Annotated in this window: 22 protein-coding genes and 1 pseudogene; 6 read left to right on the top strand and 17 right to left on the bottom strand. The window is 70.2% G+C overall.

Annotated elements, in window-relative coordinates; genetic code table 11:
• Positions 1 to 232: 232 nt before the first annotated feature.
• Positions 233 to 1,303 carry a PQQ-dependent sugar dehydrogenase gene (locus AB0K52_RS13975; RefSeq protein WP_363531091.1) on the top strand — a complete coding sequence of 357 codons (1,071 nt, stop codon included), beginning with the start codon at positions 233 to 235 and terminating at the stop codon, positions 1,301 to 1,303.
• A 57-nt stretch (positions 1,304 to 1,360) separates the two neighbouring features.
• On the opposite strand, the pseudogene AB0K52_RS13970 reads toward AB0K52_RS13975, so the two are convergent.
• The 7 genes and pseudogenes from AB0K52_RS13970 to metF form a co-directional block, all read right to left on the bottom strand.
• A pseudogene (locus tag AB0K52_RS13970) lies at positions 1,361 to 1,615 on the bottom strand (IS30 family transposase); the annotation flags it as partial.
• Between the two features lie 389 nt (positions 1,616 to 2,004).
• Entirely contained in the window at positions 2,005 to 3,381 is a 1,377-nt protein-coding gene (locus AB0K52_RS13965; protein WP_363531088.1) for a serine/threonine-protein kinase, read from the bottom strand.
• A gap of 183 nt (positions 3,382 to 3,564) precedes the next feature.
• On the bottom strand, positions 3,565 to 5,352 hold the full coding sequence (gene aspS, locus AB0K52_RS13960; protein WP_363531085.1) for an aspartate--tRNA ligase: 1,788 nt from the start codon (positions 5,350 to 5,352) through the stop codon (positions 3,565 to 3,567).
• Between the two features lie 385 nt (positions 5,353 to 5,737).
• A complete protein-coding gene (locus AB0K52_RS13955) occupies positions 5,738 to 6,166 on the bottom strand; it encodes an SAV_6107 family HEPN domain-containing protein (RefSeq protein ID WP_208498367.1) in 429 nt (142 codons plus the stop codon).
• Positions 6,167 to 6,512: 346 nt separating this feature from the next.
• Positions 6,513 to 6,893, bottom strand: a complete 381-nt coding sequence (locus tag AB0K52_RS13950; RefSeq protein WP_363531082.1) for a tetratricopeptide repeat protein — start codon at positions 6,891 to 6,893, stop codon at positions 6,513 to 6,515.
• 44 nt (positions 6,894 to 6,937) lie between these two features.
• Entirely contained in the window at positions 6,938 to 7,561 is a 624-nt protein-coding gene (locus AB0K52_RS13945; protein ID WP_363531079.1) for a hypothetical protein, read from the bottom strand.
• 118 nt (positions 7,562 to 7,679) lie between these two features.
• Entirely contained in the window at positions 7,680 to 8,585 is a 906-nt protein-coding gene (metF, locus tag AB0K52_RS13940; protein WP_243901419.1) for a methylenetetrahydrofolate reductase [NAD(P)H], read from the bottom strand.
• A 66-nt stretch (positions 8,586 to 8,651) separates the two neighbouring features.
• Here metF and AB0K52_RS13935 point away from each other — a divergent pair, with 66 nt between their 5' ends.
• Positions 8,652 to 9,734 (top strand): polyprenyl synthetase family protein, encoded by a 1,083-nt coding sequence (locus AB0K52_RS13935; protein ID WP_363531074.1) that lies wholly within the window; start codon positions 8,652 to 8,654, stop codon positions 9,732 to 9,734.
• Positions 9,735 to 9,895: 161 nt separating this feature from the next.
• On the top strand, positions 9,896 to 10,579 hold the full coding sequence (locus tag AB0K52_RS13930; RefSeq protein ID WP_363531071.1) for a hypothetical protein: 684 nt from the start codon (positions 9,896 to 9,898) through the stop codon (positions 10,577 to 10,579).
• A 29-nt stretch (positions 10,580 to 10,608) separates the two neighbouring features.
• On the opposite strand, the gene AB0K52_RS13925 is transcribed toward AB0K52_RS13930, so the two are convergent.
• The 8 genes from AB0K52_RS13925 to AB0K52_RS13890 all read right to left on the bottom strand — a co-directional run bounded on the left by AB0K52_RS13925 (position 10,609) and on the right by AB0K52_RS13890 (position 18,884).
• Positions 10,609 to 11,784, bottom strand: a complete 1,176-nt coding sequence (locus AB0K52_RS13925; protein WP_363531069.1) for a PrsW family intramembrane metalloprotease — start codon at positions 11,782 to 11,784, stop codon at positions 10,609 to 10,611.
• Complete coding sequence (locus AB0K52_RS13920) at positions 11,781 to 12,374, bottom strand: hypothetical protein (RefSeq protein WP_363531066.1); 594 nt, start codon at positions 12,372 to 12,374, stop codon at positions 11,781 to 11,783. The genes AB0K52_RS13925 and AB0K52_RS13920 overlap by 4 nt, the downstream gene beginning before the upstream one ends.
• Positions 12,375 to 12,492: 118 nt before the next feature.
• Positions 12,493 to 13,590: a branched-chain amino acid aminotransferase gene (locus AB0K52_RS13915; RefSeq protein ID WP_363531063.1), complete on the bottom strand. Its 1,098-nt coding sequence runs from the start codon at positions 13,588 to 13,590 to the stop codon at positions 12,493 to 12,495.
• Positions 13,591 to 13,773: 183 nt separating this feature from the next.
• Positions 13,774 to 14,811: a 3-isopropylmalate dehydrogenase gene (locus AB0K52_RS13910; protein WP_363531060.1), complete on the bottom strand. Its 1,038-nt coding sequence runs from the start codon at positions 14,809 to 14,811 to the stop codon at positions 13,774 to 13,776.
• Between the two features lie 217 nt (positions 14,812 to 15,028).
• The gene (serA, locus tag AB0K52_RS13905) at positions 15,029 to 16,627 is read right to left on the bottom strand and encodes a phosphoglycerate dehydrogenase (RefSeq protein ID WP_208498350.1); all 1,599 of its coding nucleotides are present in this window, start codon (positions 16,625 to 16,627) and stop codon (positions 15,029 to 15,031) included.
• Between the two features lie 354 nt (positions 16,628 to 16,981).
• A complete protein-coding gene (locus AB0K52_RS13900) occupies positions 16,982 to 17,407 on the bottom strand; it encodes a regulatory protein RecX (RefSeq protein WP_363531057.1) in 426 nt (141 codons plus the stop codon).
• Between the two features lie 85 nt (positions 17,408 to 17,492).
• A complete protein-coding gene (recA, locus tag AB0K52_RS13895; RefSeq protein ID WP_205325792.1) occupies positions 17,493 to 18,545 on the bottom strand; it encodes a recombinase RecA in 1,053 nt (350 codons plus the stop codon).
• A 135-nt stretch (positions 18,546 to 18,680) separates the two neighbouring features.
• Positions 18,681 to 18,884: a DUF3046 domain-containing protein gene (locus AB0K52_RS13890; RefSeq protein WP_208498346.1), complete on the bottom strand. Its 204-nt coding sequence runs from the start codon at positions 18,882 to 18,884 to the stop codon at positions 18,681 to 18,683.
• A 112-nt stretch (positions 18,885 to 18,996) separates the two neighbouring features.
• Here AB0K52_RS13890 and AB0K52_RS13885 point away from each other — a divergent pair, with 112 nt between their 5' ends.
• Entirely contained in the window at positions 18,997 to 19,569 is a 573-nt protein-coding gene (locus AB0K52_RS13885) for a helix-turn-helix domain-containing protein (RefSeq protein WP_363531053.1), read from the top strand.
• A gap of 241 nt (positions 19,570 to 19,810) precedes the next feature.
• Positions 19,811 to 20,269 (top strand): DoxX family protein, encoded by a 459-nt coding sequence (locus AB0K52_RS13880; protein ID WP_363531050.1) that lies wholly within the window; start codon positions 19,811 to 19,813, stop codon positions 20,267 to 20,269.
• 53 nt (positions 20,270 to 20,322) lie between these two features.
• On the opposite strand, the gene AB0K52_RS13875 is transcribed toward AB0K52_RS13880, so the two are convergent.
• Both AB0K52_RS13875 and AB0K52_RS13870 read right to left on the bottom strand, forming a co-directional pair.
• Positions 20,323 to 21,255, bottom strand: coding sequence for a transketolase C-terminal domain-containing protein (locus AB0K52_RS13875; protein ID WP_363531047.1), 933 nt, complete (start codon positions 21,253 to 21,255; stop codon positions 20,323 to 20,325).
• 13 nt (positions 21,256 to 21,268) lie between these two features.
• Positions 21,269 to 21,943 (bottom strand): transketolase, encoded by a 675-nt coding sequence (locus AB0K52_RS13870; protein WP_363531044.1) that lies wholly within the window; start codon positions 21,941 to 21,943, stop codon positions 21,269 to 21,271.
• Positions 21,944 to 22,002: 59 nt separating this feature from the next.
• Between AB0K52_RS13870 and soxR the strand changes: the two genes are divergently transcribed.
• Positions 22,003 to 22,458, top strand: coding sequence for a redox-sensitive transcriptional activator SoxR (gene soxR / locus AB0K52_RS13865; protein ID WP_363531041.1), 456 nt, complete (start codon positions 22,003 to 22,005; stop codon positions 22,456 to 22,458).
• Positions 22,459 to 22,677 lie beyond the last annotated feature (219 nt).

The following is a 22,677-nucleotide window of genomic DNA, read 5'->3' as shown; positions in this document are numbered from 1 at the left end:
CGCACAGGTAGACGCCTGAGTGACCGATAACCAACAAGGGGTTGGCGCCAGCTTATTCCAACCATCGACATAAGCGAACGTGACAATGTCACGATTCTCGATCGATTTCGGTGGGCCCTCTCGTCTGGACATTTCGGCTAAATCCTGCCTACGATGGCAATTTCATAGATATTCATCTATATCAGCTTTTCTTCGCTTTCTTACCCGGCACCAAGAGAGACAAGGACCAGCGATGCGACGCAGACTGCCCGCCATCGGCGCGGCCCTCGCGGGCCTGACCCTGGCCGTCGGCACGGCCACGGCCTCGGCCCAGGAAGCCCCCGACCCCGGGGCGCTCCAGGACCCCGCCTTCGACTTCCGAACCGGCGACACCGTCGCCACCGGCCTCACCATCCCGTGGGGGCTCGGGTTCCTTCCCGACGGATCGGGGATCGTCGCCGAACGCGACTCCGGCGACGTGCTGCGCATCGGCACCGACGCCGACCCGGTGGTCCTCGGCAGCCTCGACGTCGTCGGCGGTACCAGCCAGTTCGACGAGCGCGGGCTCCTCGGCCTCGCGATCTCCCCCACCTTCACGACCGACGGCTGGGTGTACGCGTACCTCTCGACCGCCGAGGACAACCGGGTCGTGCGGTTCACCCTGAACCGCTTCGAACCCGAGCCGGTCATCACCGGCATCCCCGCCGCGCTCAACCACAACGGCGGGCGGCTCTCCTTCGGTCCGGACGGCAAGCTCTACATCACCACCGGCGACGCGAACGACACCGCGAACGCCCAAGACCTCGACAGTCTCGGCGGAAAGATCCTGCGCGCCAACGCGGACGGCACGGTCCCTGAGGACAACCCGATCCCCGGCTCCCTGGTGTACACCTGGGGCAACCGCAACGTGCAGGGCCTCTCCTGGGACGCCGAGGGCGGCCTCTACTTCTCCGAGCTCGGCCAGAACACCTGGGACGAGCTGAACTACGCCGAACCCGGCGCGAACTACGGCTGGCCGGAGGTCGAAGGCACCGGCGGCGCACCGGAGTTCGTCGACCCGCTGGTCACCTGGGCCACGGCCGAGGCCTCGCCTTCGGGCGCGGAGGTCGTGGGCGACACGATGTACGTCGCGGCGCTGCGCGGCCAGCGCTTGTGGACGGTCCCGGTCGCGGGAGGCGAAGCGGGCGAACCGGTCGCGGTCCTGGAAGGGACCCTCGGCCGCATCCGCACAGTCGAACTCGGCCCGGACGGCTGGCTGTGGGTCGCCACATCGAACGGCGCCGGCCAGGACAAGGTCGTGCGGTACCGGCCGATCGGCGGCTGAGAACGCGAAGCGGCCCACGGCGATCGGCGGATTTTGGGGGTCGTTGCAACACTGCTGTTAGTTGGTGGTGTTGAGGAGTTGAGCGAGGCGCTCGGCGGGGGTTTCCCAGCCGAGCGTTTTGCGTGGGCGCCCGTTGAGTTCGGCGGCGACCGCGGCGAGGTGTTTGGCGCTGTGGACGGACAGGTCGGTGCCTTTGGGGAAGTACTGGCGGAGCAATCCGTTGGTGTTCTCGTTGGAGCCGCGCTGCCAAGGGCTGGCCGGGTCGCAGAAGAACACAGGGATGTCGGTGGCGAGGGTGAAGGCCTTGTGGGCGGTGCGGATCGCGGCGCCCTCACGGCGGCGGTCGGCGATCAGGATGCGGTCGTCCTCGCCCAGGTACCGCGACGGCCCTGCCACGACAGCGACCGAAGGCGCCGCCCGCCTGTCGGCGGGCAGCGCCTTCCGGTTCCGGCTCGCGTGCGACCCGTACCGCCATGTCGAGCCGGTCCGCCGGTCGACACCGACGATCCGGCACGCGGCCGTGTTGCTATATCCCTGCTCCATGAGCTGAAAGTATGCGTCCCGCTCACGAGTCAGCTTCATCGCGCCTTGCGGCTTGCACCGGTCCTCACGGATCTCGAAGTCCATCGCATTCCCTTGTGTACCAAGGTGTTGCAACGACTCCCAGAACCCACGAATCGCCGTGGGCCGCTTGCCGGCGCCTAGCCTTCTCCCCCGCCGCCGCCACCGGCGGCTTCAGAGGTCTCTCCATTGGTGGGGTCCGCGGAGGTCGGTCCGGCCGTCGTCGGTTCCTCCGACGTCGGTTCCTCGGTCGTCGGTTCCTCAGTCGTCGGCGTTTCGGACGGCGTCTCACTCGGTGTCTCTGAGGTCTCCTCCTCGGTGGAAGGCTCCCAGTGCGAGTCGTCGTCATCGTCGTCGTCGGCGCTGGTCTCAGCTTCGGTGGACGGCGCCTCTTCGCTGGTCGCCGCCGCCGAGGTCGTCGGGGTGGGCTCCTTGATCTGGGCGTTGCGGCCATTGGTGTAGTTCCACCAGATCAACGACCCGATGATGACCATCACCGCGACGACTGCCGCCGTGATGAGCCAAGGAGTGACCCCGCTCTTCTCGCCTTCCTGCATCATCGCGCCGGTCGGCTGCTCGGCGGTGTTGCCGCCTGCGCCGACGCCGGCGCCGATCAGCGCTGTCTGGTCGGAGCCGAAGTACTGGGTCTGCCCATCGGGCGGGGTCGTCGGCGAGACGGGGATGCCGCCGGTGACGACGCGGCCTTCCCGGGCAGAGCGGGCCATCTCGGCGGCCGAGGTGTAGCGGGCGCGCGGGTCCTTCTGCAGGGACTGGAGCACGACCTGGGCGACCCCGGCGGGGATGTCGCGGGAGAGCGGGGGCGGGGCCTGGGTCATGTGGCCGTTCATGACCGCGACGGGCGTGTCCGAGACGAACGGCGGGCGGCCCATGAGGGCCTCATAGGCGACGATGCCGAGGGAGTAGAGGTCGCTGGCGCCGGTGAGTTCGGCGCCGTTGAGCTGCTCGGGAGAGGCGTACGCGAGCGTTCCCATGACGGTGCCGGTCTCGGTGAGGCCGGAGGCGCCGCGGGCGGCGGAGATGCCGAAGTCGACGATCTTGGCCGCGCCCGTCTCCTCGTCCACGAGGAGGTTGGCGGGCTTGATGTCGCGGTGGATGATGTCGTGGCGGTGGGCGGTCTCGAGGGCGTCGGCGGCGGCGGCGACGATCTGCATGACCTCGGCGGGCGGGAGCGGTCCGCGGTCGCGCAGGATGTCGGCGAGCGAGCGGCCGCGCACGAGTTCCATGATGAGGTAGGAGACTTCGCCGTCGTCGTTGGTCTCTTCGCCGTAGTCGTAGAGCGCGACGATGCCCGGCGACTGGAGGGCTGCGACGGCGCGGGCCTCGAGCTGGAAGCGGGCGCGGAACTTGTCGTTACTGGACAGTCCAGCGTGGAGGATCTTAATCGCGACGGTGCGGCCGAGCCTGGTGTCGGTGCCTTTCCAGACCTCCCCCATGCCGCCTGCGGCAAGCCGCTCGTCCAATCGATAGCGACCCGCCACCAAGGTCCCGCTCTGCACGTCGAACCCGCTCCTCTTACTCCTGCTTCGGCCGGATGTTACATATAGCAGCCGTCAGCGGACCACGGCCGCCGCCTTCACGGACTCCTGCCAGTCGGAATTGGCTGAGGGGCAACCGGGCACGCATCGAACGAACGGCGGCCCGGGCCGTAGACCCGGGCCGCCCACTACGACATCGTAGGACTAACCGGCAAGCTGTTCGGTACCCGCTTCCTCCTCCGGCACGAAGTCGATGCCGGCCTCGGCGCGCTGCTCCGGGGTGATGCGGGTGGGAGCCGAGGTCAGCGGGTCCATGCCGCCGCCCGACTTGGGGAACGCGATGACGTCGCGGATCGAGTCGGACTTAGCGAGGAGGCCGCAGACGCGGTCCCAGCCGAGGGCGATGCCGCCGTGCGGCGGCGCGCCGTACTTCAGGCCCTCGAGGAGGAAGCCGAACTGCTCCTTGGCCTCCTCGTGGGAGAGGCCGAGCACGTCGAAGACGCGGCTCTGGACCTTGGCGTCGTGGATACGGATCGAACCGCCGCCGAGCTCGTTGCCGTTGCAGACGATGTCGTACGCGTAGGTGAGCGCGTTGGCGGGGTCGGTCTCGAACTTGTCGACCCACTGCGGGTTCGGCGAGGTGAACGGGTGGTGGATCGCGGTCCAGCCGCCGTCCTCGGTGGGCTCGAACATGGGGGCGTCGATGACCCAGCAGAAGGCCCACGCCTCGGGGTCGATGAGCCCGGTGCGCTTGCCGACTTCGAGGCGGGCGGCGCCCAGCAGCTCCTGCGCCTCGCGGCGGTCGGCGCCGGCCGCGAAGAACACGGCGTCGCCGGCCTTGGCGCCGACGGCGTCCGCGAGCCCGGCCAGGTGCTCCTCGGAGAGGTTCTTGGCGACGGGGCCCTTCGGCTCGCCGGTCTCGGCGTTGAAGGTGATGTAGGCGAGGCCCTTGGCGCCGCGCGCCTTGGCCCAGTCCTGCCAGCCGTCGAGCTCCTTGCGGGTCTGCGAGGCGCCGCCGGGCATGACGACCGCGCCGACGTAGCCGCCCGCGTCGATCGCGCCGGCGAAGACGCGGAACTCGGTGCCGCGCAGGTAGTCGGTGAGCTCGACGAGCTCCTGGCCGAAGCGCAGGTCGGGCTTGTCCGAGCCGTAGCGGTCCATGGCGTCGTGCCAGGTCATGCGCGGGATCGGCAGCTGGATCTGGTGGTCGGCCAGCTCGGACCAGAGGGCCTGGACGACGCGCTCGCCCAGGTCGATGATGTCGTCCTGGTCGACGAAGGAGGCCTCGATGTCGAGCTGGGTGAACTCGGGCTGGCGGTCGGCGCGGAAGTCCTCGTCGCGGTAGCAGCGGGCGATCTGGAAGTACTTCTCGAAGCCGCCGACCATGAGGAGCTGCTTGAACAGCTGCGGGGACTGCGGGAGGGCGTACCAGGTGCCGGGCTGGAGGCGCACGGGCACGAGGAAGTCGCGGGCGCCCTCGGGGGTCGAGCGGGTCAGCGTCGGGGTCTCGATCTCGACGTAGCCGTCCTCGACCAGGAGGTTGCGGGCGATGTGGTTCGCCTTGGAGCGCAGGCGGATCGCGTGGCTCGGGCCGGTGCGGCGCAGGTCGAGGTAGCGGTGGCGCAGGCGGATGTCCTCGGAGACGTCCACGTGGTCGTCGATCTGGAACGGCAGCGGCGCGGACTCGGACAGCACCTCGAGGACGGTCGCGTTGATCTCGATCTCGCCGGTGGGCAGTTCGGGGTTCTCGTTGCCTTCGGGGCGGCGCGCGACGGTGCCGGTGACGGAGACGCAGTACTCGTTGCGAAGCTTCTGGGCCGCCTCGGCGGCCTCGGAGTCGCGGAAGACGACCTGGACGACGCCCGAGGCGTCGCGCAGGTCAACGAACTCCACCCCGCCGTGATCGCGGCGACGCGCCACCCATCCGGCGAGGGTGACTTGCTGGTCGACGTCAGCGGCACTCAGCGTGCCGGCGAGGTGTGTCCGATACACGGGTTCAAAACTCCTCGAAGGAAACGGTTGGTCGATCGACCGGCGGAGCCGGTTCGGACCCCGGGGCTCGCCCGGAACGCCCGCGCCGAGGCCCGCTCCGCGGGCCGGGGCCAATGACATTCTCTCGAGAACCCGGTGCCAGCAGCAATCGTATAACCGCCCGCACCGCAGCGAACCGCCCGTGCCGCCCGCCACGGCCGACGTCACCCAGGTCACCGCGGTGAGCATGGCGAAGCTAGGACGGGCGGCGCGCACGGTCAGCGCGCCAGCGAGCTACCGCGCCTCTGCTTCCGCGCGCGAGTGCAGTACTTCGCACCTCCTCCGGCACGCGAGCGCGCTACCCCGCACCTCCTTCGGCGCGCGAGCGCGCTACTCCGCACCCCCTTCAGCGCGCAAGCGCACTGAAGCCGAGCAGTCTCACCACCACGTCGAGGAAGCGGCGGGCGTCGGCGACGATGGCGTCGGCCTCCTCCGGGGTGACGATGTCGGGGATGCCGGCCTGCGCGAGGACCCGTTTGCGGGCGGTGCGGGCGAAGTGCGACGCCCACTCCTCCAGCTCCGGGGCGACGCCGCGCAGCAGCTCCCAGGTGCTCGACGGGCGGCCGGGCCGGCGCCGTCCGGTGGCGTCGCCCGCCCGCACGGCGAGGACGGCCACGGCCACTCGGAGGGCGGCCAGGTGGGCCTCGGCGTAGCGTTCGCCGGGGCGGGTGCGCTCGGCGGCGTCGTCGAGGTCGACTCGGGCGGTGGCGAGGAGCTGGAGCGGGGACCGGTTGGGTAGTTGGTCGGCGGGGATGCGCAGACGGGAGTTCTGCACGGTGCCCGCTTGCACCAGTCGGGGGCCGCTCGCGCCGCGGGTTCCCACGGGCGAGGCGGATCGGGTTACAGCGGGTCGAGAAGCTGCCATGACGTGGGCCTCCTAAACCTGTTCGAACTTGCGTTCGAGAAATATGGAACCACAGGGGTCCGACATTTCCAACCCCCATCGTCGCCCGAAATCAGCAAATCGCTACGGAGTGTCGCCCATCCGACAGGACTGTCGTTGCGCGGCAAAGCGAAAGGGCCGCGAACCTAACGGTTCGCGGCCCTTTGCGTTCACCTGCGGCACACCTGTTGTTCGATCAAACGCGGGCGGCCGCGCTAAGCCGCCCGCGTCCGGGTGGCTACTCGGTGATCTCGTCGATCATGCGGAGGTGGCCCCGCGCCTCATCGGCACGGCCGAGCCGCTGCAGCGTGCGGCCGAGGAGCCGGCGGGCGTAGAAGTCCGCCGGGTTGGCCTCGACCATCTTCTCGGAGAGCTCGAGCGCCTTGTTCAGCTGCGCGGACTTGAAGTACGCGCGCGCGGCGACGAGCATGACGTCCGGGTGGTCCGGGTGGTCACGCAGGAGCGGCGCGAGGAACTGCAGGGCCCCCAGCGGGTCCTTGAGCGCGAGCATCTCCTCGGCGTCGCGCAGCCGCCGGGTCTCCTCGGGGATCCGGCGCGGCCGCGAGTCGGAGTCGATGAACGCGGCGATCTGGTCGTCGGTGATTTCTTCGTAGCGCATGCCGCTCACAACGCAACGACCCCTCGGATCATTCCCGCCCCTGCTCAGTCGTTGCGCAGCGCCGTCGACACCACGATCACCAGCTGCAGCAGGCCCAGGGCCGCCAAGAGCATCCACGCGGTGACCGCGATCGTGATCGCGCCGCCGATCCACTGCTCGACTGCGCCTTCTCCGATCGCGCCGCCGCCCGCGACGGCGATCACGCCCGCCGCGCCGAAGCCCAGGGCCACCACGATCTCGCGGACCGACCGCTCCCCCATGGTGATCATGCCGAGTTCGCGCAGCCCCACCTGCCTCGCGCGGTTGCGCGTGAGGACGTACATCCAGCACAGCGCACCCGTGACCGTGACGCTCCATCCCGGCGCGCCGAGGAACCACAGCGCGAGCAGCCAGGCCCCCTCCGAGAGGCGCGCGGCCAGCGGCTCGAACACCAGGACCCGCCGCGACAGGCTCGTCGAGCGCGCCGCCAGGAGCGCGTACGACGCGTCCGCCAGCGCCGTGACCGCGATGAGCGGCAGGGAGACCAGGATGATCGGTCCGCCGAGGAGGACGCAGACCGGGATGAGCAGGCTGGCGGAGAGTCCGACGCCGACGACGGCGCCGGGAGGGAACCGGGTGGAGAGGATAGCCCTGCCCACAAGGGAGTCGGGGGCCACGCGGGTACGCATGGATGTTGTTGTAGCAGACGGCATCAAACGCGCATTCGCAGCATCGAACATAGAAGAGCACTCTACGTGTTCGCGGAGTGACCGCAATCCCTCGATCGGGTAGCCGACACTCGCCGCGCTAGGAGCGAAGGTTCTCCCAGACGCGGCGCGTGGAGCGCGAGTGGTTCAGGGTGGTGAAGTGCAGCCCGGGGGCGCCTTCGGCGAGGAGCCGGGCGCCCATGTCGGTGGCGACTTCGACGCCGATGTCGCGGATGGCGTCGCGGTCGTCCTCGACGGCGCGCAGGCGCTCGGCGAGCGCCTCGGGGAAGGTCATGCCGGTGAGGACCGCGAACCGCTCGATCTGCTTGATGTTCGTGACGGGCATGATGCCCGGGACGATCGGGATGTCGCAGCCGGCGGCGGCGACGGCGTCGCGCAGGCGCAGGTAGTCCTCGACGTCGTAGAAGATCTGCGTGATCGCGAAGTCGGCGCCGGCCCGGCACTTCTCGACGAAGTACCGCACGCCGGTCTCCCAGTCGGCGTCGCGCGGGTGGCCTTCGGGGAAGGCCGCGACGCCCACGCTGAAGTCGCCGGACTCCTTGATGAGTTCGACGAGCTCGCGGGCGTGGAGGACGCCTTCGGGGTGCTGGACCCAGTCGGCGCGCGGGTCCCCGGGCGGGTCGCCGCGCACGGCGAGGATGTTGCGGACCCCGACGTTGGCGAAGTGGCCGATGAGGTTGCGCAGCTCGGCGATCGAGTGGTTGACGGCCGTGCAGTGGGCCATCGTCAGCAAGGTCGTCTCGGAGTTGATCCGGTCCGTGGTCTCGACGGTCTTCTGCCTGGTCGAGCCGCCCGCGCCGTAGGTGACGGAGACGTAGTCGGCGCTCAGGCCCTCGAGGGCGCGGATGGTGCGCCACAGGACGGTGTCGGCGTTCTCGTCGCGGGGCGGGAACATCTCGAAGGAGAACTTCGGCATGCCGGAGCGCAGCAGATCACCGATCTTGGCGGTCTTCTGCGGCATCACGCTGGGCACTCCGAGAGTCATGCCTGCAAATGTAACGGCCCGGGTACACGTGTGCTGACCTGCACTGGCGACCACCCAATAGTTGGGATGGAACGGCATGAGCCTAGGGTTCGACCCGTGGAGCTCAACGACCGCATCGACGCCGCCCTGACCGTGTTCCTGGACCGGCAGGCCGCCGTGATCTGCGGGATCGACGACAGCCTCGCGGCGTACGCGGACGCGGTGCGCGACTTCGTGCTGCGGGGTGGCAAGCGCCTGCGGCCGGCGTTCGCGTACTGGGGCGCGCGGGGCGCGGGGCTCGCCGATTCGGACGAGCTCGTGGCGTGCGCGGCGTCGCTGGAGCTGCTGCAGGCGTCGGCGCTCATGCACGACGACCTCATCGACGGCTCGGACACGCGGCGCGGCATGCCCTCGATCCACCGCCGGTTCGCGGCGCTGCACGAGGCCGAGGGCTGGTCGGGTCGGCCCGGCGGGTTCGGGGCGGCGGCGGCGATCCTGCTCGGGGACCTGTGCCTGGCGTGGTCGGACGAGCTGTTCTGCTCGGCGGGGATGCCGTTCGCGGCGGTCGCGGCGGCGCGCGGCGACTTCGACCTGATGCGCACCGAGGTGAGCGCCGGGCAGTACCTGGACGTGCTGTCGGAGGTGCGGCGGGACGTCTCGGAGGCGACGGCGGCGAAGGTGGCGCGGTACAAGTCCGCGAAGTACACGATCGAGCGGCCGATGCTGATCGGGGCGTCGCTGGCGGGCGCTCCGGAGCGGATCCGGGCGCACTACTCGGCGATCGGGCTGCCGCTGGGCGAGGCGTTCCAGCTGCGCGACGACGTGCTGGGGGTGTTCGGCGACCCGGCGCAGACCGGCAAGCCCGCCGGGGACGACTTGCGGGAGGGCAAGCACACGTTCCTCATCGCGCGGGCGTCGGCGGCGGCCGACGCGGCGCAGCGGTCGGAGCTGGACGCGGGGCTGGGGAACCCGGAGCTCGACGAGGCCGGGGTGCAGCGGCTGCGGGCGATCCTGATGGACACCGGGGCGCTGGCGGACACGGAGGAGCGGATCGCGGCGCTGGCGGCGGAGGCCGAAGCGGCGCTTGAGGAGTCGCGGGCCGACGTGGACCCGGCGGCGCTGCAGGTGTTCGCGGGACTGCTGGTCAGGGCTGTGAAACGGGACTTCTGAGCACCGCTCCGCCATTCGTCCACACTGGAATTCGGGTTTTCGGTCGGCGCCGGTTCACCCGAACGGGCCGATTGACACCCGCACGGGTGACGCAACGGTTACCACCCGTCCCCTCGCTCGTTGATCCGAGTGAAGGACAAGGACATGGACGGTGGGACACAGTGGGACTCTTCGGCGCCATCGGGCGCGAGACCAGGGGCGCGTTCCGTTCCCTCGGTTACGACCTGCGCCGGTCGCGGCGCTTCCGGCGGGCCGGCGCGATCGCGGTGGTGGCGGTCGCGGGCGGCATGATCGCGACCGGGGCGCTGCTCCGCGAGCCCGTGCCGGGCCTGCAGGGCCTGGCCGACGAGGGCTCGGACATCACCGAGGGCTGGTTCGGCCTGAGCGCGGACACGACCGGGCAGGACGCGGAGTCCGCGGAGGAGACCGCCTCGCAGTCGTCTTCGCCCGCAACGGAGCACGCCGAGCCCGAGGCGTCCTCCAGCACGCCGGCCCACGAGGCGGGGGGCAGGCATCTCGGCGAAGCGCCCGGACTCGTGCCGGTCGACGGCGGTGAGAGCCCCGACCCGGTCGAAGAGGGCTCGCCGACCCCGACGCAGGAGCCCACCGAGGAGCCGACGGAAGAGCCCACCACGCAGGAGCCGACCGAGACGCCCACCGAGGAGCCCACCGCGGCGGAGCCCACGACCGAGGAGCCGACGCCGAGCGCCTCCTTGCCCACGAGCGACGCCCCCACGGGCGGCGACCCGACGCAGGAGCCGGCGCTGCCGACGACTGAGGCGAGCGCCGAGCAGGCCCCGCGCCACATGACCGCGCCGATCCCGCACAAGCGCCCCGTCGGCTGAAACCGTTGCGGCCCTGGGCCTTAACGCCATCAGGTTCCCTTGGCCTCGGCCAGCTCGGCCCTGATCGCCGCGATGTTGCGCTTGACGGCCGCCACGTCGGGCCCGTCCTCGACCGACTCGCCCCGGCGCTGGTCGCGGGCGACGAGCGTCGCGAGGTTCACCAGCTCCCGGTGCAGCTGGCCGAGCAGGTGCGAGGCGTCCCTGCCCCACTGCTTGTGCGCGTGCTGCCGGGCCTTGCGCCGGCTGCGCAGCGAGCGCATGTCCGTGAGGTCGTCGGTGGTGATCACCGCTTCATCCTGATCGGACATCGTGGTCACGAACCAGTGCCATTCCGCGCGGGCCGCGAAATGGTAGAGCACGAAGAACAGTCCGAGGATGATCAGGCCCTTGCCATAGCTCAAGGGAATCCCCAGCGCCGGGGGCATGCTCGAGGGCAGGGGCATGTTCCACAGGCCGTGCATGCCCAGGGCCAGCGCGTACAGGCCGATCGCGACCCCCAGGCGGGTGCTGAGCCGGCGCCGGGTCTGGGTCACGAAGAACGCGATGCCGAGGCCGGCCGCACCGGTGTACAGCGGGTGCGACCACGGGCCGGCGACGAGGACGCGCGTGAAGGTCACCGTGAGCGCCCCGGTCAGGTCCGAGTTCGGGTTCAGGCCCGCGTACTTGATGGCGTACGTGAGGTTCTCGACGACCTGGAAGCCGAGGCCCACGAGCGCGCCGTAGATGAGGCCGTCGATGGAGCGGTCGAAGTGCTCGCGCACGATGAGGACGAGCATGACCACGCCCATGGCCTTGAGCCACTCCTCGTTGAGCGGGCCCGCGATGGGCGGCCCCCACGTCCGGGCCCACTGCACGTCGGTGAACTCGGCGAGGACGACCAGCGCGGCGTCGTTGGCGAACATGGCGAACGCGACCGCGGCGAGGCCGCCCCAGCACATCGCGGCGGCGCGCACCGTGGGCGGTTCGCGCTCGAACAGGTCGAGGCGGGCGAGGATGTCGAGGAAGAAGTACGCGAGGACCGCGTTCACGCCGATCGAGGCCCACAGGGCGGTCGCGATGTCGCCGTAGTCGGGCGCGAGGACGCGGCCGAGCGCGAGCAGGCCGTAGACGAGGCACGCGACGAACAGCCAGTAGGCGGGGCGCCGGATGCGGACGAACGCGCCCTGGCTCTCGACGACGACGCGTTCGGTACGGACGGCGTTCACTTCCCCTCCAGTTCGAACGCGTCGATGAACGGGTCGGGGTCGAACGTGGCGCTGTTCGGGTCGTCGCCGGGCGCGAGGAGGATGAGGATCGCGGCCGCGCCGCCGTCCTCGCCGACGACCGTGATCGATCCGGCGGTGTCGGGGCCGACGATGTCGGCGCGGAATCCGGAGAGGCCGGAGGCGGCGTTGGTGTAGGGGCGCTCGTTGTTGTAGGCGTAGCCGCGTTCGGCGATGATCGGGTCGGCGCGGCGGGCCAGGAGCTTCTCGAGGTTCTCGACGTGGGTGTCGACCTCGACGGCGACGGTGAGGGCGCCCTTGCGGAAGTTCTGGCGCTGGTCGGCCATGTGGATGCCCGGCGAGGTCCAGCCGTCCCCGGGGAGCTGGAACTCGAGGCTGGCGCCGGTGACGGGGTAGGACCGGAGGTAGAGGGTCTCGCCGGCGTCGATGTCCAGCACCGAGTCGCCCAGAGCGCGTTCGATGCCGATCCAGAACAACAGCGGCAGCGCGATCGCCGCGGCCGCGACCACGGCCTGCCACATGCGGCCCTGCTCGACCCCGAACCGGTTCAACCGGATGGTGACGTCGCCCAAAGTCCCCTCCCCGAGCCTTGACACGCGTGGATATCAAGGTACGGGAAGGGGACCGGGATTGGTCCCGAATGCCGCGACCGGGGGACGAATCTCCCTGCCGCGGAACGGGGTGCGTCTGCTAGACGACCTTGGTGGTCCAGCCGTGGGTGTCCTCGGTGCGGCCGTGCTGCAGGTCGAGGATGGTCTGGCGCAGCTGCATGGTGAACTTGCCGGCCTCGCCTCCGTTGACCTTGAACTCACCGCTGCGGCCCTTGACGGTGCCGACCGGGGTGATCACGGCGGCGGTGCCGCACGCGAAGGCCTCGGAGAGGACGCCGCTCTCGGCGTCGTCGCGCCAGCGGGCGAGCGAGTAGTCGGTCTCCCGGACCTCCCAGCCCAGCTCGGTCGCGAGCGTGAAGATCGCGTCGCGGGTGATGCCGGGGAGGATCGTGCCGAGCTTCGGCGTGTACAGGACGCGCTCGTTCTCGTAGACGAAGAACAGGTTCATGCCGCCGAGCTCGTCCACGTTCTCGTACTTGACGGCGTCGAGGAAGACCACCTGGTCGCAGCCGTGCTCGATGGCCTCGGCCTGCGGCAGCAGGCTCGCGGCGTAGTTCCCGCCGCACTTGGCCGCGCCGGTGCCGCCGGGTCCGGCCCGGTTGAACTCCTCGGAGACCCACAGGTTGAGCGGCTTGGGGCCGTTCTTGAAGTAGGCGGCCGCCGGGGAGGCGATGACCAGGTACGTGAACTCCTTGGCGGGGCGCACGCCGAGGAACGCCTCCGAGGCGAACATGTACGGGCGCAGGTAGAGGCTGGACTCCTCCTGGCTGGGCACCCAGTCGCCGTCGACGGCGAGGAGCTCGCGGATCGAGGCGAGGAACCACTCCTCGGGCAGCTTCGGCATGGCCATGCGCTGGGCCGAGAGGTTGAGGCGGTGCGCGTTGGCCTCGGCGCGGAACAGGCCGATGCCCCCGTCGGGGTAGCGGTAGGCCTTGAGGCCCTCGAAGATCTCCTGGGCGTAGTGGAGGACCGCCGCGGCCGGGGAGAGCGTGAGCGGCCCGTACGGCTTGATCGTGGCGCTGTGCCAGCCGCGCCCCTCAGTCCAGGTCATCTGGAACATGTGGTCGGTGAACACGGTGCCGAACACGGGGTCGGCGATGAGCGCGTCGCGCTCGGCGGCCGGGGTCGGGTTCGGGTGCGGCTCGTGCCGCAGGTCGGGAAGACCGTCGCTGGTCATGGATCTGTCCTTCAAATGCAAAATGGCTTGGGTGTGCGGCTGTATCTGGTCCTGATGCCTAACTTACCGCTCGTTCAGGTGGACGGGCGGTGCGCGGCCCGGTCGGCATTGACACGGAAAAACGCCCGGCGAACACGCTCTTGTCAGAGCGATGGCCCGCCGGGCGTCGAAGCTGCTTGGGTGTTAGCTGAGCTGTCCGGCGACGTCGGCGGCTACTCGGTCGCCTACCTCGCCGGTGCGGATCTTGGTGCCGGAGTCGCGGCCGGCCAGCTCCCGCTCGACCGCGGCGTTCACCGCGGCCGCGGCGTCGCTGCGGCCCAGGTGCTCCAGCAGGAGCGCGGTCGAGGAGATCGCGGCGACCGGGTCGGCGATGCCCTGCCCGGCGATGTCGGGGGCCGAGCCGTGCACGGGCTCGAACGTCGACGGGTGCGTGTGGTCGGGGTTGATCGAGCCGGTCGCGGCCAGGCCGATGCCGCCGGTCACCGCCGCCGCGATGTCGGTGAGGATGTCGCCGAACAGGTTGTCGGTGACGATCACGTCGAACGTGTGCGGCCGGTTCACCAGGAACATGGCGGCGGCGTCGACGTGCTGGTACTCGGTGGTCACGTCCGGGTACTCGGCGGCGACCTCGTCGAAGGTGCGCTTCCAGAGACCGCCGGCGTGCACGAGCACGTTGGTCTTGTGGACCAGGGTCAGGTGGCCGCGGCGGCGCTTGGCGCGCTCGAACGCGTCGCGGATGACCCGCTCGGTGCCGTAGCGGGTGTTCAGGGACTCCTCGGTGGCGATCTCCGCGGCCGAACCGGTGTGGAGGTTGCCCCCGGCGCCGGTGTACAGGCCCTCGGTGCCCTCGCGGACGACCACGAAGTCGATGTCGCCGGGCTTCACGTCGGCGAGCGGGGTGGCCGCGCCCGGGTAGAGGCGGCTCGGGCGCAGGTTCACGTACTGGTCGAACTCGAAGCGGAGCTTGAGCAGCAGGCCGCGCTCGAGGACGCCCGGCGGGACCGACGGGTCGCCGATGGCGCCCAGGAGGATCGCGTCGTGCTCGTCCAGTTCGGACAGGACGCTCTCGGGAAGGATCTCACCGGTGCGGTTGTACAGGCGGGCGCCCAGGTCGTACTCGGTCGACTCGTAGCCGGGAAGGGCCACGGCGAGCACCTTCTGCGCCTCGGCGATGACCTCTTGCCCGATCCCGTCGCCCGGGATGACCGCGATCCTGCTCATGCTGCCTCTCTGGTTTCGTCCTCAGTCGCTGACGCGAACTGGTGCGCCGCTTCCGGTCTGCGACCGGCCCGTACCCTCCCGGGGCTGTGCCGGGCTGAAACGCGGAATGCGGGCGAATGCGTTCACCTTAACGCACCCATCCCGCATTCCGACGAACGACTCTCAGCAGGTGGAACCGGTCCGGGGAACACCGTGACCGGCGCCCCCGGACGGAGCCCTAGTCCTGCAGGGTCACCGACTTGACGCCGCTCGCGCCGACCGCTTCCTTGATGCGGCCCAGCACCTCGGCGGGCACCGGCGCGTCGAGCGCCATCGCCATGACCGCCTCGCCGCCGGCGGCCTTGCGGGCCACCTGCATCGCGGCGATGTTGATGCCCAGGTCGCCGAGCGCGCCGCCGATGAGGCCGACGACGCCGGGACGGTCGGTGTAGCGCAGGAACAGCAGCGAGCCGTCCAGGTCGATGTCGAGCTCGAACCCGTCGATCTCGGTCAGGCGCAGGCCGCCGTGCGGGCCGGGGCTGATCGTGCCCGAGACCGTGAGGCTGCGGCCGTCGACGAGCGCGCCGCGCAGCGTCAGCAGCGTCTGGTACTCCGGGGACTCCTTGGTCGCGAACAGGCCGACCTCGACGCCGCGCTGGTCGGCCACGAGCGGCGCGTTCACGTAGGTGACCGAGTCGGCCACGTCCACGAACAGGCCCTTGGTGGCCGCGAGCTGGAGCACGGTCACGTCGTGGTCGACGACGTCGCCGCGGACCTCGACCGTGAGCGACTGGACCGGGGCGCCGGTCAGCGCGTTGAAGGTGCGGCCCAGGCGCTCGGCGAGCGGCAGCAGCGGACGCACGTCCTCGTGGACGACTCCCCCGGCCTGCACGTTCGCGGCATCCGGCACGAACTCGCCGGAGAGGGCGAGGCGCACGCTCTTGGCGACCGCGAGGCCGGCGTTGTCCTGCGCCTCGCGGGTCGAGGCGCCCAGGTGCGGGGCCGCGACCACGTTGTCGAGCGCGAACAGCGGCGAGTCGGTGCACGGCTCCTTGACGAACACGTCGAGGCCGGCGGCGGCGACGCGGCCGTCCTGCAGCGCGGCGGCCAGCGCCTCTTCGTCGATGAGCCCGCCACGGGCGGCGTTGACGATCCGCACGCCCGGCTTGACCTTGTTGAACGCGTCCTCGCCGAGGATCCCCACGGTCTCGGGGGTCTTCGGCAGGTGGATCGTGATGAAGTCCGAGGCGGCCAGCAGGGTGTCGAGGTCGACGAGCTTGACGCCGAGCTTCGCGGCGATCGCGGGCTGGGCGTACGGGTCGTAGGCGACCACGTCCATGTCGAAGGCCTGCATGCGGGTGGTGACGAGCTGCCCGATCTTGCCGAAGCCGATGACGCCGAGGGTCTTGCCCTGGATCTCGACGCCGGTGAACTTCTTGCGGTCCCAGCGCCCGGCGCGCAGCGAGGCGTCGGCGCGGGCGATGTGGCGCGCGCTGGCGAGCAGCAGCGTGATGGCCTGCTCGGCGGCGGAGACGATGTTGGAGGTCGGCGCGTTGACGACCATGACGCCGCGTTCGGTGGCGGCGGGCAGGTCGACGTTGTCGAGCCCGACGCCCGCGCGGGCGATGACCTTGAGCTTCGGCGCGTGCTCGAGCGCCGCGGCGTTGATGGTGGTGGCGGAGCGGACGATCACGGCATCGGCCTCGACCAGCGCGGCGTGGAGGGACTCCACGTTCGTACCGTCGATCTCCCGGACGTCGAAGTCGCCGGAGAGGACTTCGACCGCGGCGGGCGCGAGTGGGTCGGCAATGACCACGACGGGTTTCGGTTCGGTCATGGATACCTCGCAAAGGTAAGGAGAGACGGAGGACCGGGCGCGGCGCTGCGTCGTCGCGGCCCATCGTATGTCGAACGCGTTAACGGCTCCTTACCGACCTGCCGTATTCCGGATGATGGAACGCCCCACGCACGTCGGACCCCACAGGTCACGGCCGGGACGGCCCGCGCCTCACGAGCCGAAACCCGCCTCGTGAGACCCGCGAGCGATCGCGAACGCGAGACCTGCTCGGCTTCGCAGTCGCCCCCGCTTTCGATGATGCCCGGCGCCACCGACATGTCGTACCCCTGCGCCACAATGGAATCGGGGGCGCCGCGAATGCCCGATTTGTGGGCAAGAGTCGATAATGCGCCGCTATTCGAAGTGGGCGTCCTCGTCGAGGAGCTCGGCGGCGTCGCTTTCGGCCTCGGCGAGGACCTGCTTGACGACCGGGATGGCGATGCCGGAGCCGTAGCCTTTGCGCGCGAGCATGCCGACGAGCTTGCGGAGGACCGCGTCGTCGCTCTGGCCCGCGAGGGACCGGTAGCGGCGCCGGGCCAACTCGAGGGCGGCCGCACGCTCGTCGTCGTCGCTGACCTGCTCGACCGCCGCGTCCACGAAGTCGGGGTCGACGCCCTTGCGGCGCAGCTCCCCCGCGAGGCTCCGCTTCGACAGGCCCCGGCTGCGGTGGCGCGACTCGACCCAGGCGCGGGCGAACACCGCGTCGTCGATGAGGCCGACCTCGGCGTACCGCTGCAGGATCTCGGTGACGACCTCCTCCTCGAAGCCTTTGCGGCGCATCGAGTCCCCGAGCTCAGAACGCGTGCGGGGCCGGCCCGACAGCAGTTGGAGACAGTACTGCCGGGCCGCCTCGGGATCGTTCGGCTTAGAAGTCGACCGGGGGTTCTTCAATCTCGTCCTCGATCGGGGCGTCGGCCGCGGCGGCGTCCACGCCCAGCTTCTCCTTGATCTTCTTCTCGATCTCCAGGGCCAGGTCCGGGTTCTCCTTGAGGTTGGTCCGGGCCTTCTCCTTGCCCTGGCCGAGCTGGTCGCCCTCGTAGGTGTACCAGGCGCCCGACTTCTTCACGATGCCGTGCTCGACGCCCATGTCGATGAGCGAGCCCTCCTTGGACACGCCGTGCCCGTAGAGGATGTCGAACTCGGCCTGGCGGAAGGGCGAGCCGACCTTGTTCTTGACGACCTTGACGCGGGTGCGGTTGCCGACGGCCTCGCCGCCGTCCTTCAGCGTCTCGATCCGGCGGATGTCGAGGCGCACCGAGGCGTAGAACTTGAGCGCCTTGCCGCCGGCGGTGGTCTCGGGCGAGCCGAACATGACGCCGATCTTCTCGCGCAGCTGGTTGATGAAGATCATCGTGGTGCCGGTGGTGTTCAGGCCACCGGTGATCTTGCGCAGGGCCTGGCTCATGAGCCGGGCCTGCAGGCCCACGTGCGAGTCGCCCATCTCGCCCTCGATCTCGGCGCGCGGCACGAGCGCGGCCACCGAGTCGATGACGATGAGGTCGACGGCGCCGGAGCGGACCAGCATGTCGGCGATCTCCAGGGCCTGCTCGCCGGTGTCCGGCTGGCTGACGAGGAGGTCGTCGACGTTGACGCCGAGCTTCTCGGCGTAGATCGGGTCGAGCGCGTGCTCGGCGTCGATCATCGCCGCGACCCCGCCCTCGGCCTGCACGTTCGCCATGGCGTGCAGGGCGATGGTGGTCTTACCGCTGGACTCCGGCCCGTAGATCTCGATGATGCGGCCCTGCGGCAGGCCGCCGACGCCGAGCGCCACGTCGAGCGCGATCGAGCCGGTCGAGATGGTCTTGACGTTCTGCTTCGGCTTCTCGCCCAGCCGCATCACTGAGCCCTTGCCGAACTGCTTGTCAATCTGTGCCAAGGCGAGATCGAGCGCCTTGGACTTGTCCTGAGCGGAGTTCATCCCGCCTCCCCTGGTTCCTGTCTGCTTAGCCATGGTGAATACGGTAGTCGCCCCCACCGACAACCTAGGACAACGGCTTGTTCGAACAGGGCACATCTCGCAGAGACGGGCGTTCCTCAGGTCCTGGCGGAGGGGTCAGCGCACCAGGCGCGAGGGGATCCGCTCGGGCCAGGCGCGGCAGACGGCCATCCAAACGGCCTTGGCGTTCTCGCCCTCGGCGAGCGCCTGGTCGATGGTGCGGCCGCCGAGCTGGCCGAGGGAGAGGTCGGAGGCCACCGACCGGGCGTACGAGGCGCCGAAGGTCTCGTCCATCCTGTCCCAGAAGTCGCTCAGTTTCATGCGCCGCTCCCCCGCTTCCCGCACCGTCCGGTGCGTCGTTCCCGCCGTTCCACTGGGACAACCGTAGGCGACTCTTTGGGCCGGGGCCAAGCGCAGGTGGCAAGATTGCCGGGTGCCTCGCGTCAGCCAAGAACACCTCGACTCCCGCCGCCAGCAGATCCTGGACGGCGCCCGCTCGTGCTTCGCCAAGTTCGGATACGAGGGCGCGACGGTGCGGCGGCTCGAGGAGGCCACGGGGCTCTCCCGCGGGGCGATCTTCCACCACTTCCGCGACAAGGACGCGCTGTTCCTCGCCGTGGCGTCCGTCGACGCGGCGGAGATGGCGGCGACCGTGGCCGAGCGGGGCCTGGTGGGCGTCATGCAGGACCTCACGACGGGCGCGGACAAGCCCGAGACCGCGGGCTGGCTCGGAACGCAGCTGGAGGTGGCGCGGCGCCTGCGCACCGACCCGGAGTTCGCCGAGGCCTGGGGCCGGCGGCGCGAGGCGATCGCGGAGGCGAGCCGGGAGCGGCTGGAGCACCAGCGCGAGATCGGGGTGCTGCGCACGGACGTCGACATCGAGGTCCTGGCGGGGTTCCTGCAGCTGATGTACGACGGCCTGGTGCGCTACCTGGCGACGGGCCGCGACGACCTCGACATCACGCGCATCCTCAAGCTCGTGGAAGAGGCCGTGCGCCGCCACTGAGCGGGCGGGGCATTGTGCCCGCCTTTCCGGTATTTGTCACTGCCTCGGAGCGACGCAATTCCCGCACCCGATTCCTCGACCTTACATATTTACGCACATCACTATATGTTGCTACACTCTGTCTTTGATTGAAAAATCAATCAGTTGCTGCGGGTTCCCCCACTGCGGCGGCCGGAACGGCCGCGCCCCAGTGCCTCTCGCAGGCCCGCCGTGACACCACACCCCACATGGGAGGGCAAATATGATCACCCGACTCCAACCGATCGGGCTCCTCATCGGACGCGTCGTGCTCGGCGTCGTCTTCATCGCGCACGGATGGCAGAAGTTCAGCACCAACGGCATGGACGCCACGGTGCAAGGTTTCGACAGCTTGGGCATCCCGGCACCCGCGCTGGCGGCGTACTTCACCGTCGGCGCCGAGATCATCGGCGGCGCGATGCTTGTATTGGGAGCGCTCCTACCGCTCGCGGGGCTCGCCCTCGCCGGGGTCATGCTCGGCGCGATGTACTTCGTGCACCCGCTCAACGGCGCCTTCTTCTCGCAAGAGGGCGGCTACGAGTACGTGCTCCTGCTGGCCGCGCTCTCGATCGCCATCGGGTTCTCCGGCGGCGGCGCGCTGGCGCTGGACTCGCTGTGGCTCAACAACGTCGGCGACAAGAAGGAGAGCGACGAACCGGCCCGCGCCGAGAGCATGGCGTAGGGGCGAAACGAACCGGAGCCTCCGAGCGGTGCCCGCTCGGAGGCTCCGGTCGTTCAGGCCAGGAACGCGCGCACACGGGCGCGGATGCCCTCCGCGTCGAGGCCGTGCAGGCGCTCGTGCTCGGCGGCGGTCCCGTAGCGGCGCAGCTCCTCGCGGCCCACGCCGAGCGACAGCAGCCGGTGCGGCCGGTCCTCGTACGCCCGCGAGACCAGCCACGCCGAGGTCCCTTCGAGATAAGGCTCGACCATGACGATCGCGTCGCCGGTCTCGGCGGCCAGTGCGCGCAGGCCCGCGGTGTCGAGCGGGCGCGGCGTGTTCGTGTACGCCACGGTCACGTCGAGGTCGGCCGTCGCCTCCAGCACGTTGTCGAGCAGCGGGCCGACCACGACCACGGTGGCGCGCCGGCCCTCTCGCAGGACCAGCAGCTCGCCGTCCGGCACCGCGTACGGGTGCTCGTTGTGCCGCAGGGAAAGGCGGATGTAGACGCCGTCCTCCGCCTCCACTGCGCGGTCGAGGAGGGGCGGCACCTCCGCGGCGTGACCGGGGACGAACACCCGCCAGCCCGGGAGGGTGTCGAACAGCGCCACGTCGCGCGGGCTGAAATGGGTGAAGCTGCCCTCGGCCCAGTCGTACGACGCGCCCACGCTCACCAGGACGCCGCTCGTCCCCTGGTGCTCGAAGTCGAGCTTCACCTGCTCGAACGCCCGCTCGATGAGGAACGGCGCGTAGGTGTGGGCCACCGGGCGCATCCCGGCCAGCGCCAGTCCCCCGGCGGCGCCGATGAGCAACTGCTCGCGAATGCCGACGTTGATGACGCGGTCGGGGTGCGCCTTCATCGCGTCGGTGAACATGTCGCTGGAGATGTCGGCGAGGACCACGGCGAGGCGCGGGTCGGCGTCGACGAGGTCGGAGAGGTGCGCGGCCCAGGCGTCGCGCATGGTCAGGGACTGCAGGTCGTCTTCGAGCGGGTCGGCTTGGTACACCATCGGTCTTCTCCGTTCAGGGGCGGTGGGCGGCGACCGTGACGTGCGGCCGGTCGGGGTGGGCGGTGGTGAAGGAGCGGTACAGGGCCTCGTGGTCGGTGGCGTCGACGGTGGCGGCGCTCCAGCCGTTCACTTCGAAGCGGGACGCGATGCCACCGGGCCAGCCGTGGGAGGCCGAGTCATTGTCGGCGACGATGACGTTGAGGTTGGCGAGGCCGACGGCGCCGGCGTAGGCGATCGCCTCGTGGTTGGAGCCTTCGTCGAGTTCCGCGTCGCCGACGAGGACGAAGACGCGGGCGCCGGTGCGGCCGGTGGCGCGCAGGCCGTGGGCGGTGCCGACGGCGAGCGGGAGGCCGTGGCCCAGGGAACCGGCGGACATCTCGACGCCGGGGACGAGGGTCGCGTCGGGGTGGGAGCCGAGGCGGGACTCGAGGCTGGCGATGCCGTCGAGCCAGGCGGTCGGGAAGAAGCCCTTGGCCGCGAGGACCGCGTAGAAGGCGCTGGGGCCGTGGCCCTTCGAGAGGAGGAAGCGGTCTCGGTCGGGGTCGTCGGGGCGGTCGGGGTCGATGCGGAGGACCCGGTCGTAGAGGACCCAGAGGGCGTCGAGGGTGTAGGTCTTGACGATCGGGTAGCGCACGTCGGTCACGGAGCGCAGCGCCAGCTCCCGGACCTGTTCGAAGGTGGTGTCCATGGAGAGCATCATGTAACTTCAAGTCGACTTGAAGTAAAGACTGGAGTGGGCAGGGACACATGGCTTCGCATGATCCGGCGACGTTGCTGTCGATCGGCGACTTCGCCGCGCGGGCGGGCGTCAGCGCTTCGGCGCTGCGCTACTACGAGTCGCTCGAGCTCATCCGCTCGGTGCGCACGGGCGGCAATCAGCGGCGGTACCGCCGGGCGGAGCTGCGACGGGTGGCGTTCATCCGGGCGGCGCGGTCGATCGGGTTGTCGCTGGACGAGATCAAGGCGTCGCTGGACCGGCTCCCGGAGGGGCGCATCCCGGACCGGGCCGACTGGCAGCGGCTGTCGACGGAGTGGAGCCAGCGGATCGAGGAGCGGATCGCGCGCCTGCGGAACCTGCAGGAGGAGCTCGACGGCTGCATCGGCTGCGGATGCCTCTCGATCAGCCGGTGTGCGATCTACAACCTGTCGGACAAGGTGGCGGACGAGGGCGCCGGCCCGAGGCTGGGTTTCCAGGCGGAGTAGCGGCTCCGGCCCCCCGGGGCCGGTGCGCACCCTCGAACGCTGGGTGGGGGCCATAGGTGCGACACCGGTCTGTCGCGAGCGCGCGGGCGATGAGATCTGCTGGCGGCTACGGCCCCCCGGGGCCGGCGAGCACCCCCGATTACTGCGTGTGGGGCATGGGTGCGACACCGGTCTGCCGCGAGCGCGCGGACGATGGGACCTGCTGGCGGCTACGGCCCC

Source organism: Glycomyces sp. NPDC049804 (assembly GCF_040674615.1).
GTDB classification, from domain to species: Bacteria; Actinomycetota; Actinomycetes; order Mycobacteriales; family Micromonosporaceae; genus Glycomyces; species Glycomyces niveus.
This window is presented reverse-complemented; position numbering and strand designations above follow the sequence as displayed.

Bases quoted from the DNA above. Each gene is read 5' to 3' on its own strand.
- AB0K52_RS13975 (WP_363531091.1), top strand. From the start codon at position 233: ATGCGACGCAGACTGCCCGCCATCGGCGCGGCCCTCGCGGGCCTGACC.
- AB0K52_RS13950 (WP_363531082.1), bottom strand. From the start codon at position 6,893: ATGCGCTACGAAGAAATCACCGACGACCAGATCGCCGCGTTCATCGAC.
- AB0K52_RS13945 (WP_363531079.1), bottom strand. From the start codon at position 7,561: ATGCGTACCCGCGTGGCCCCCGACTCCCTTGTGGGCAGGGCTATCCTC.
- metF (WP_243901419.1), bottom strand. From the start codon at position 8,585: ATGACTCTCGGAGTGCCCAGCGTGATGCCGCAGAAGACCGCCAAGATC.
- AB0K52_RS13935 (WP_363531074.1), top strand. From the start codon at position 8,652: ATGGAACGGCATGAGCCTAGGGTTCGACCCGTGGAGCTCAACGACCGC.
- AB0K52_RS13915 (WP_363531063.1), bottom strand. From the start codon at position 13,590: ATGACCAGCGACGGTCTTCCCGACCTGCGGCACGAGCCGCACCCGAAC.
- AB0K52_RS13910 (WP_363531060.1), bottom strand. From the start codon at position 14,811: ATGAGCAGGATCGCGGTCATCCCGGGCGACGGGATCGGGCAAGAGGTC.
- serA (WP_208498350.1), bottom strand. From the start codon at position 16,627: ATGACCGAACCGAAACCCGTCGTGGTCATTGCCGACCCACTCGCGCCC.
- AB0K52_RS13900 (WP_363531057.1), bottom strand. From the start codon at position 17,407: ATGCGCCGCAAAGGCTTCGAGGAGGAGGTCGTCACCGAGATCCTGCAG.
- recA (WP_205325792.1), bottom strand. From the start codon at position 18,545: ATGAACTCCGCTCAGGACAAGTCCAAGGCGCTCGATCTCGCCTTGGCA.
- AB0K52_RS13890 (WP_208498346.1), bottom strand. From the start codon at position 18,884: ATGAAACTGAGCGACTTCTGGGACAGGATGGACGAGACCTTCGGCGCC.
- AB0K52_RS13880 (WP_363531050.1), top strand. From the start codon at position 19,811: ATGATCACCCGACTCCAACCGATCGGGCTCCTCATCGGACGCGTCGTG.
- AB0K52_RS13875 (WP_363531047.1), bottom strand. From the start codon at position 21,255: ATGGTGTACCAAGCCGACCCGCTCGAAGACGACCTGCAGTCCCTGACC.
- AB0K52_RS13870 (WP_363531044.1), bottom strand. From the start codon at position 21,943: ATGGACACCACCTTCGAACAGGTCCGGGAGCTGGCGCTGCGCTCCGTG.
- soxR (WP_363531041.1), top strand. From the start codon at position 22,003: ATGGCTTCGCATGATCCGGCGACGTTGCTGTCGATCGGCGACTTCGCC.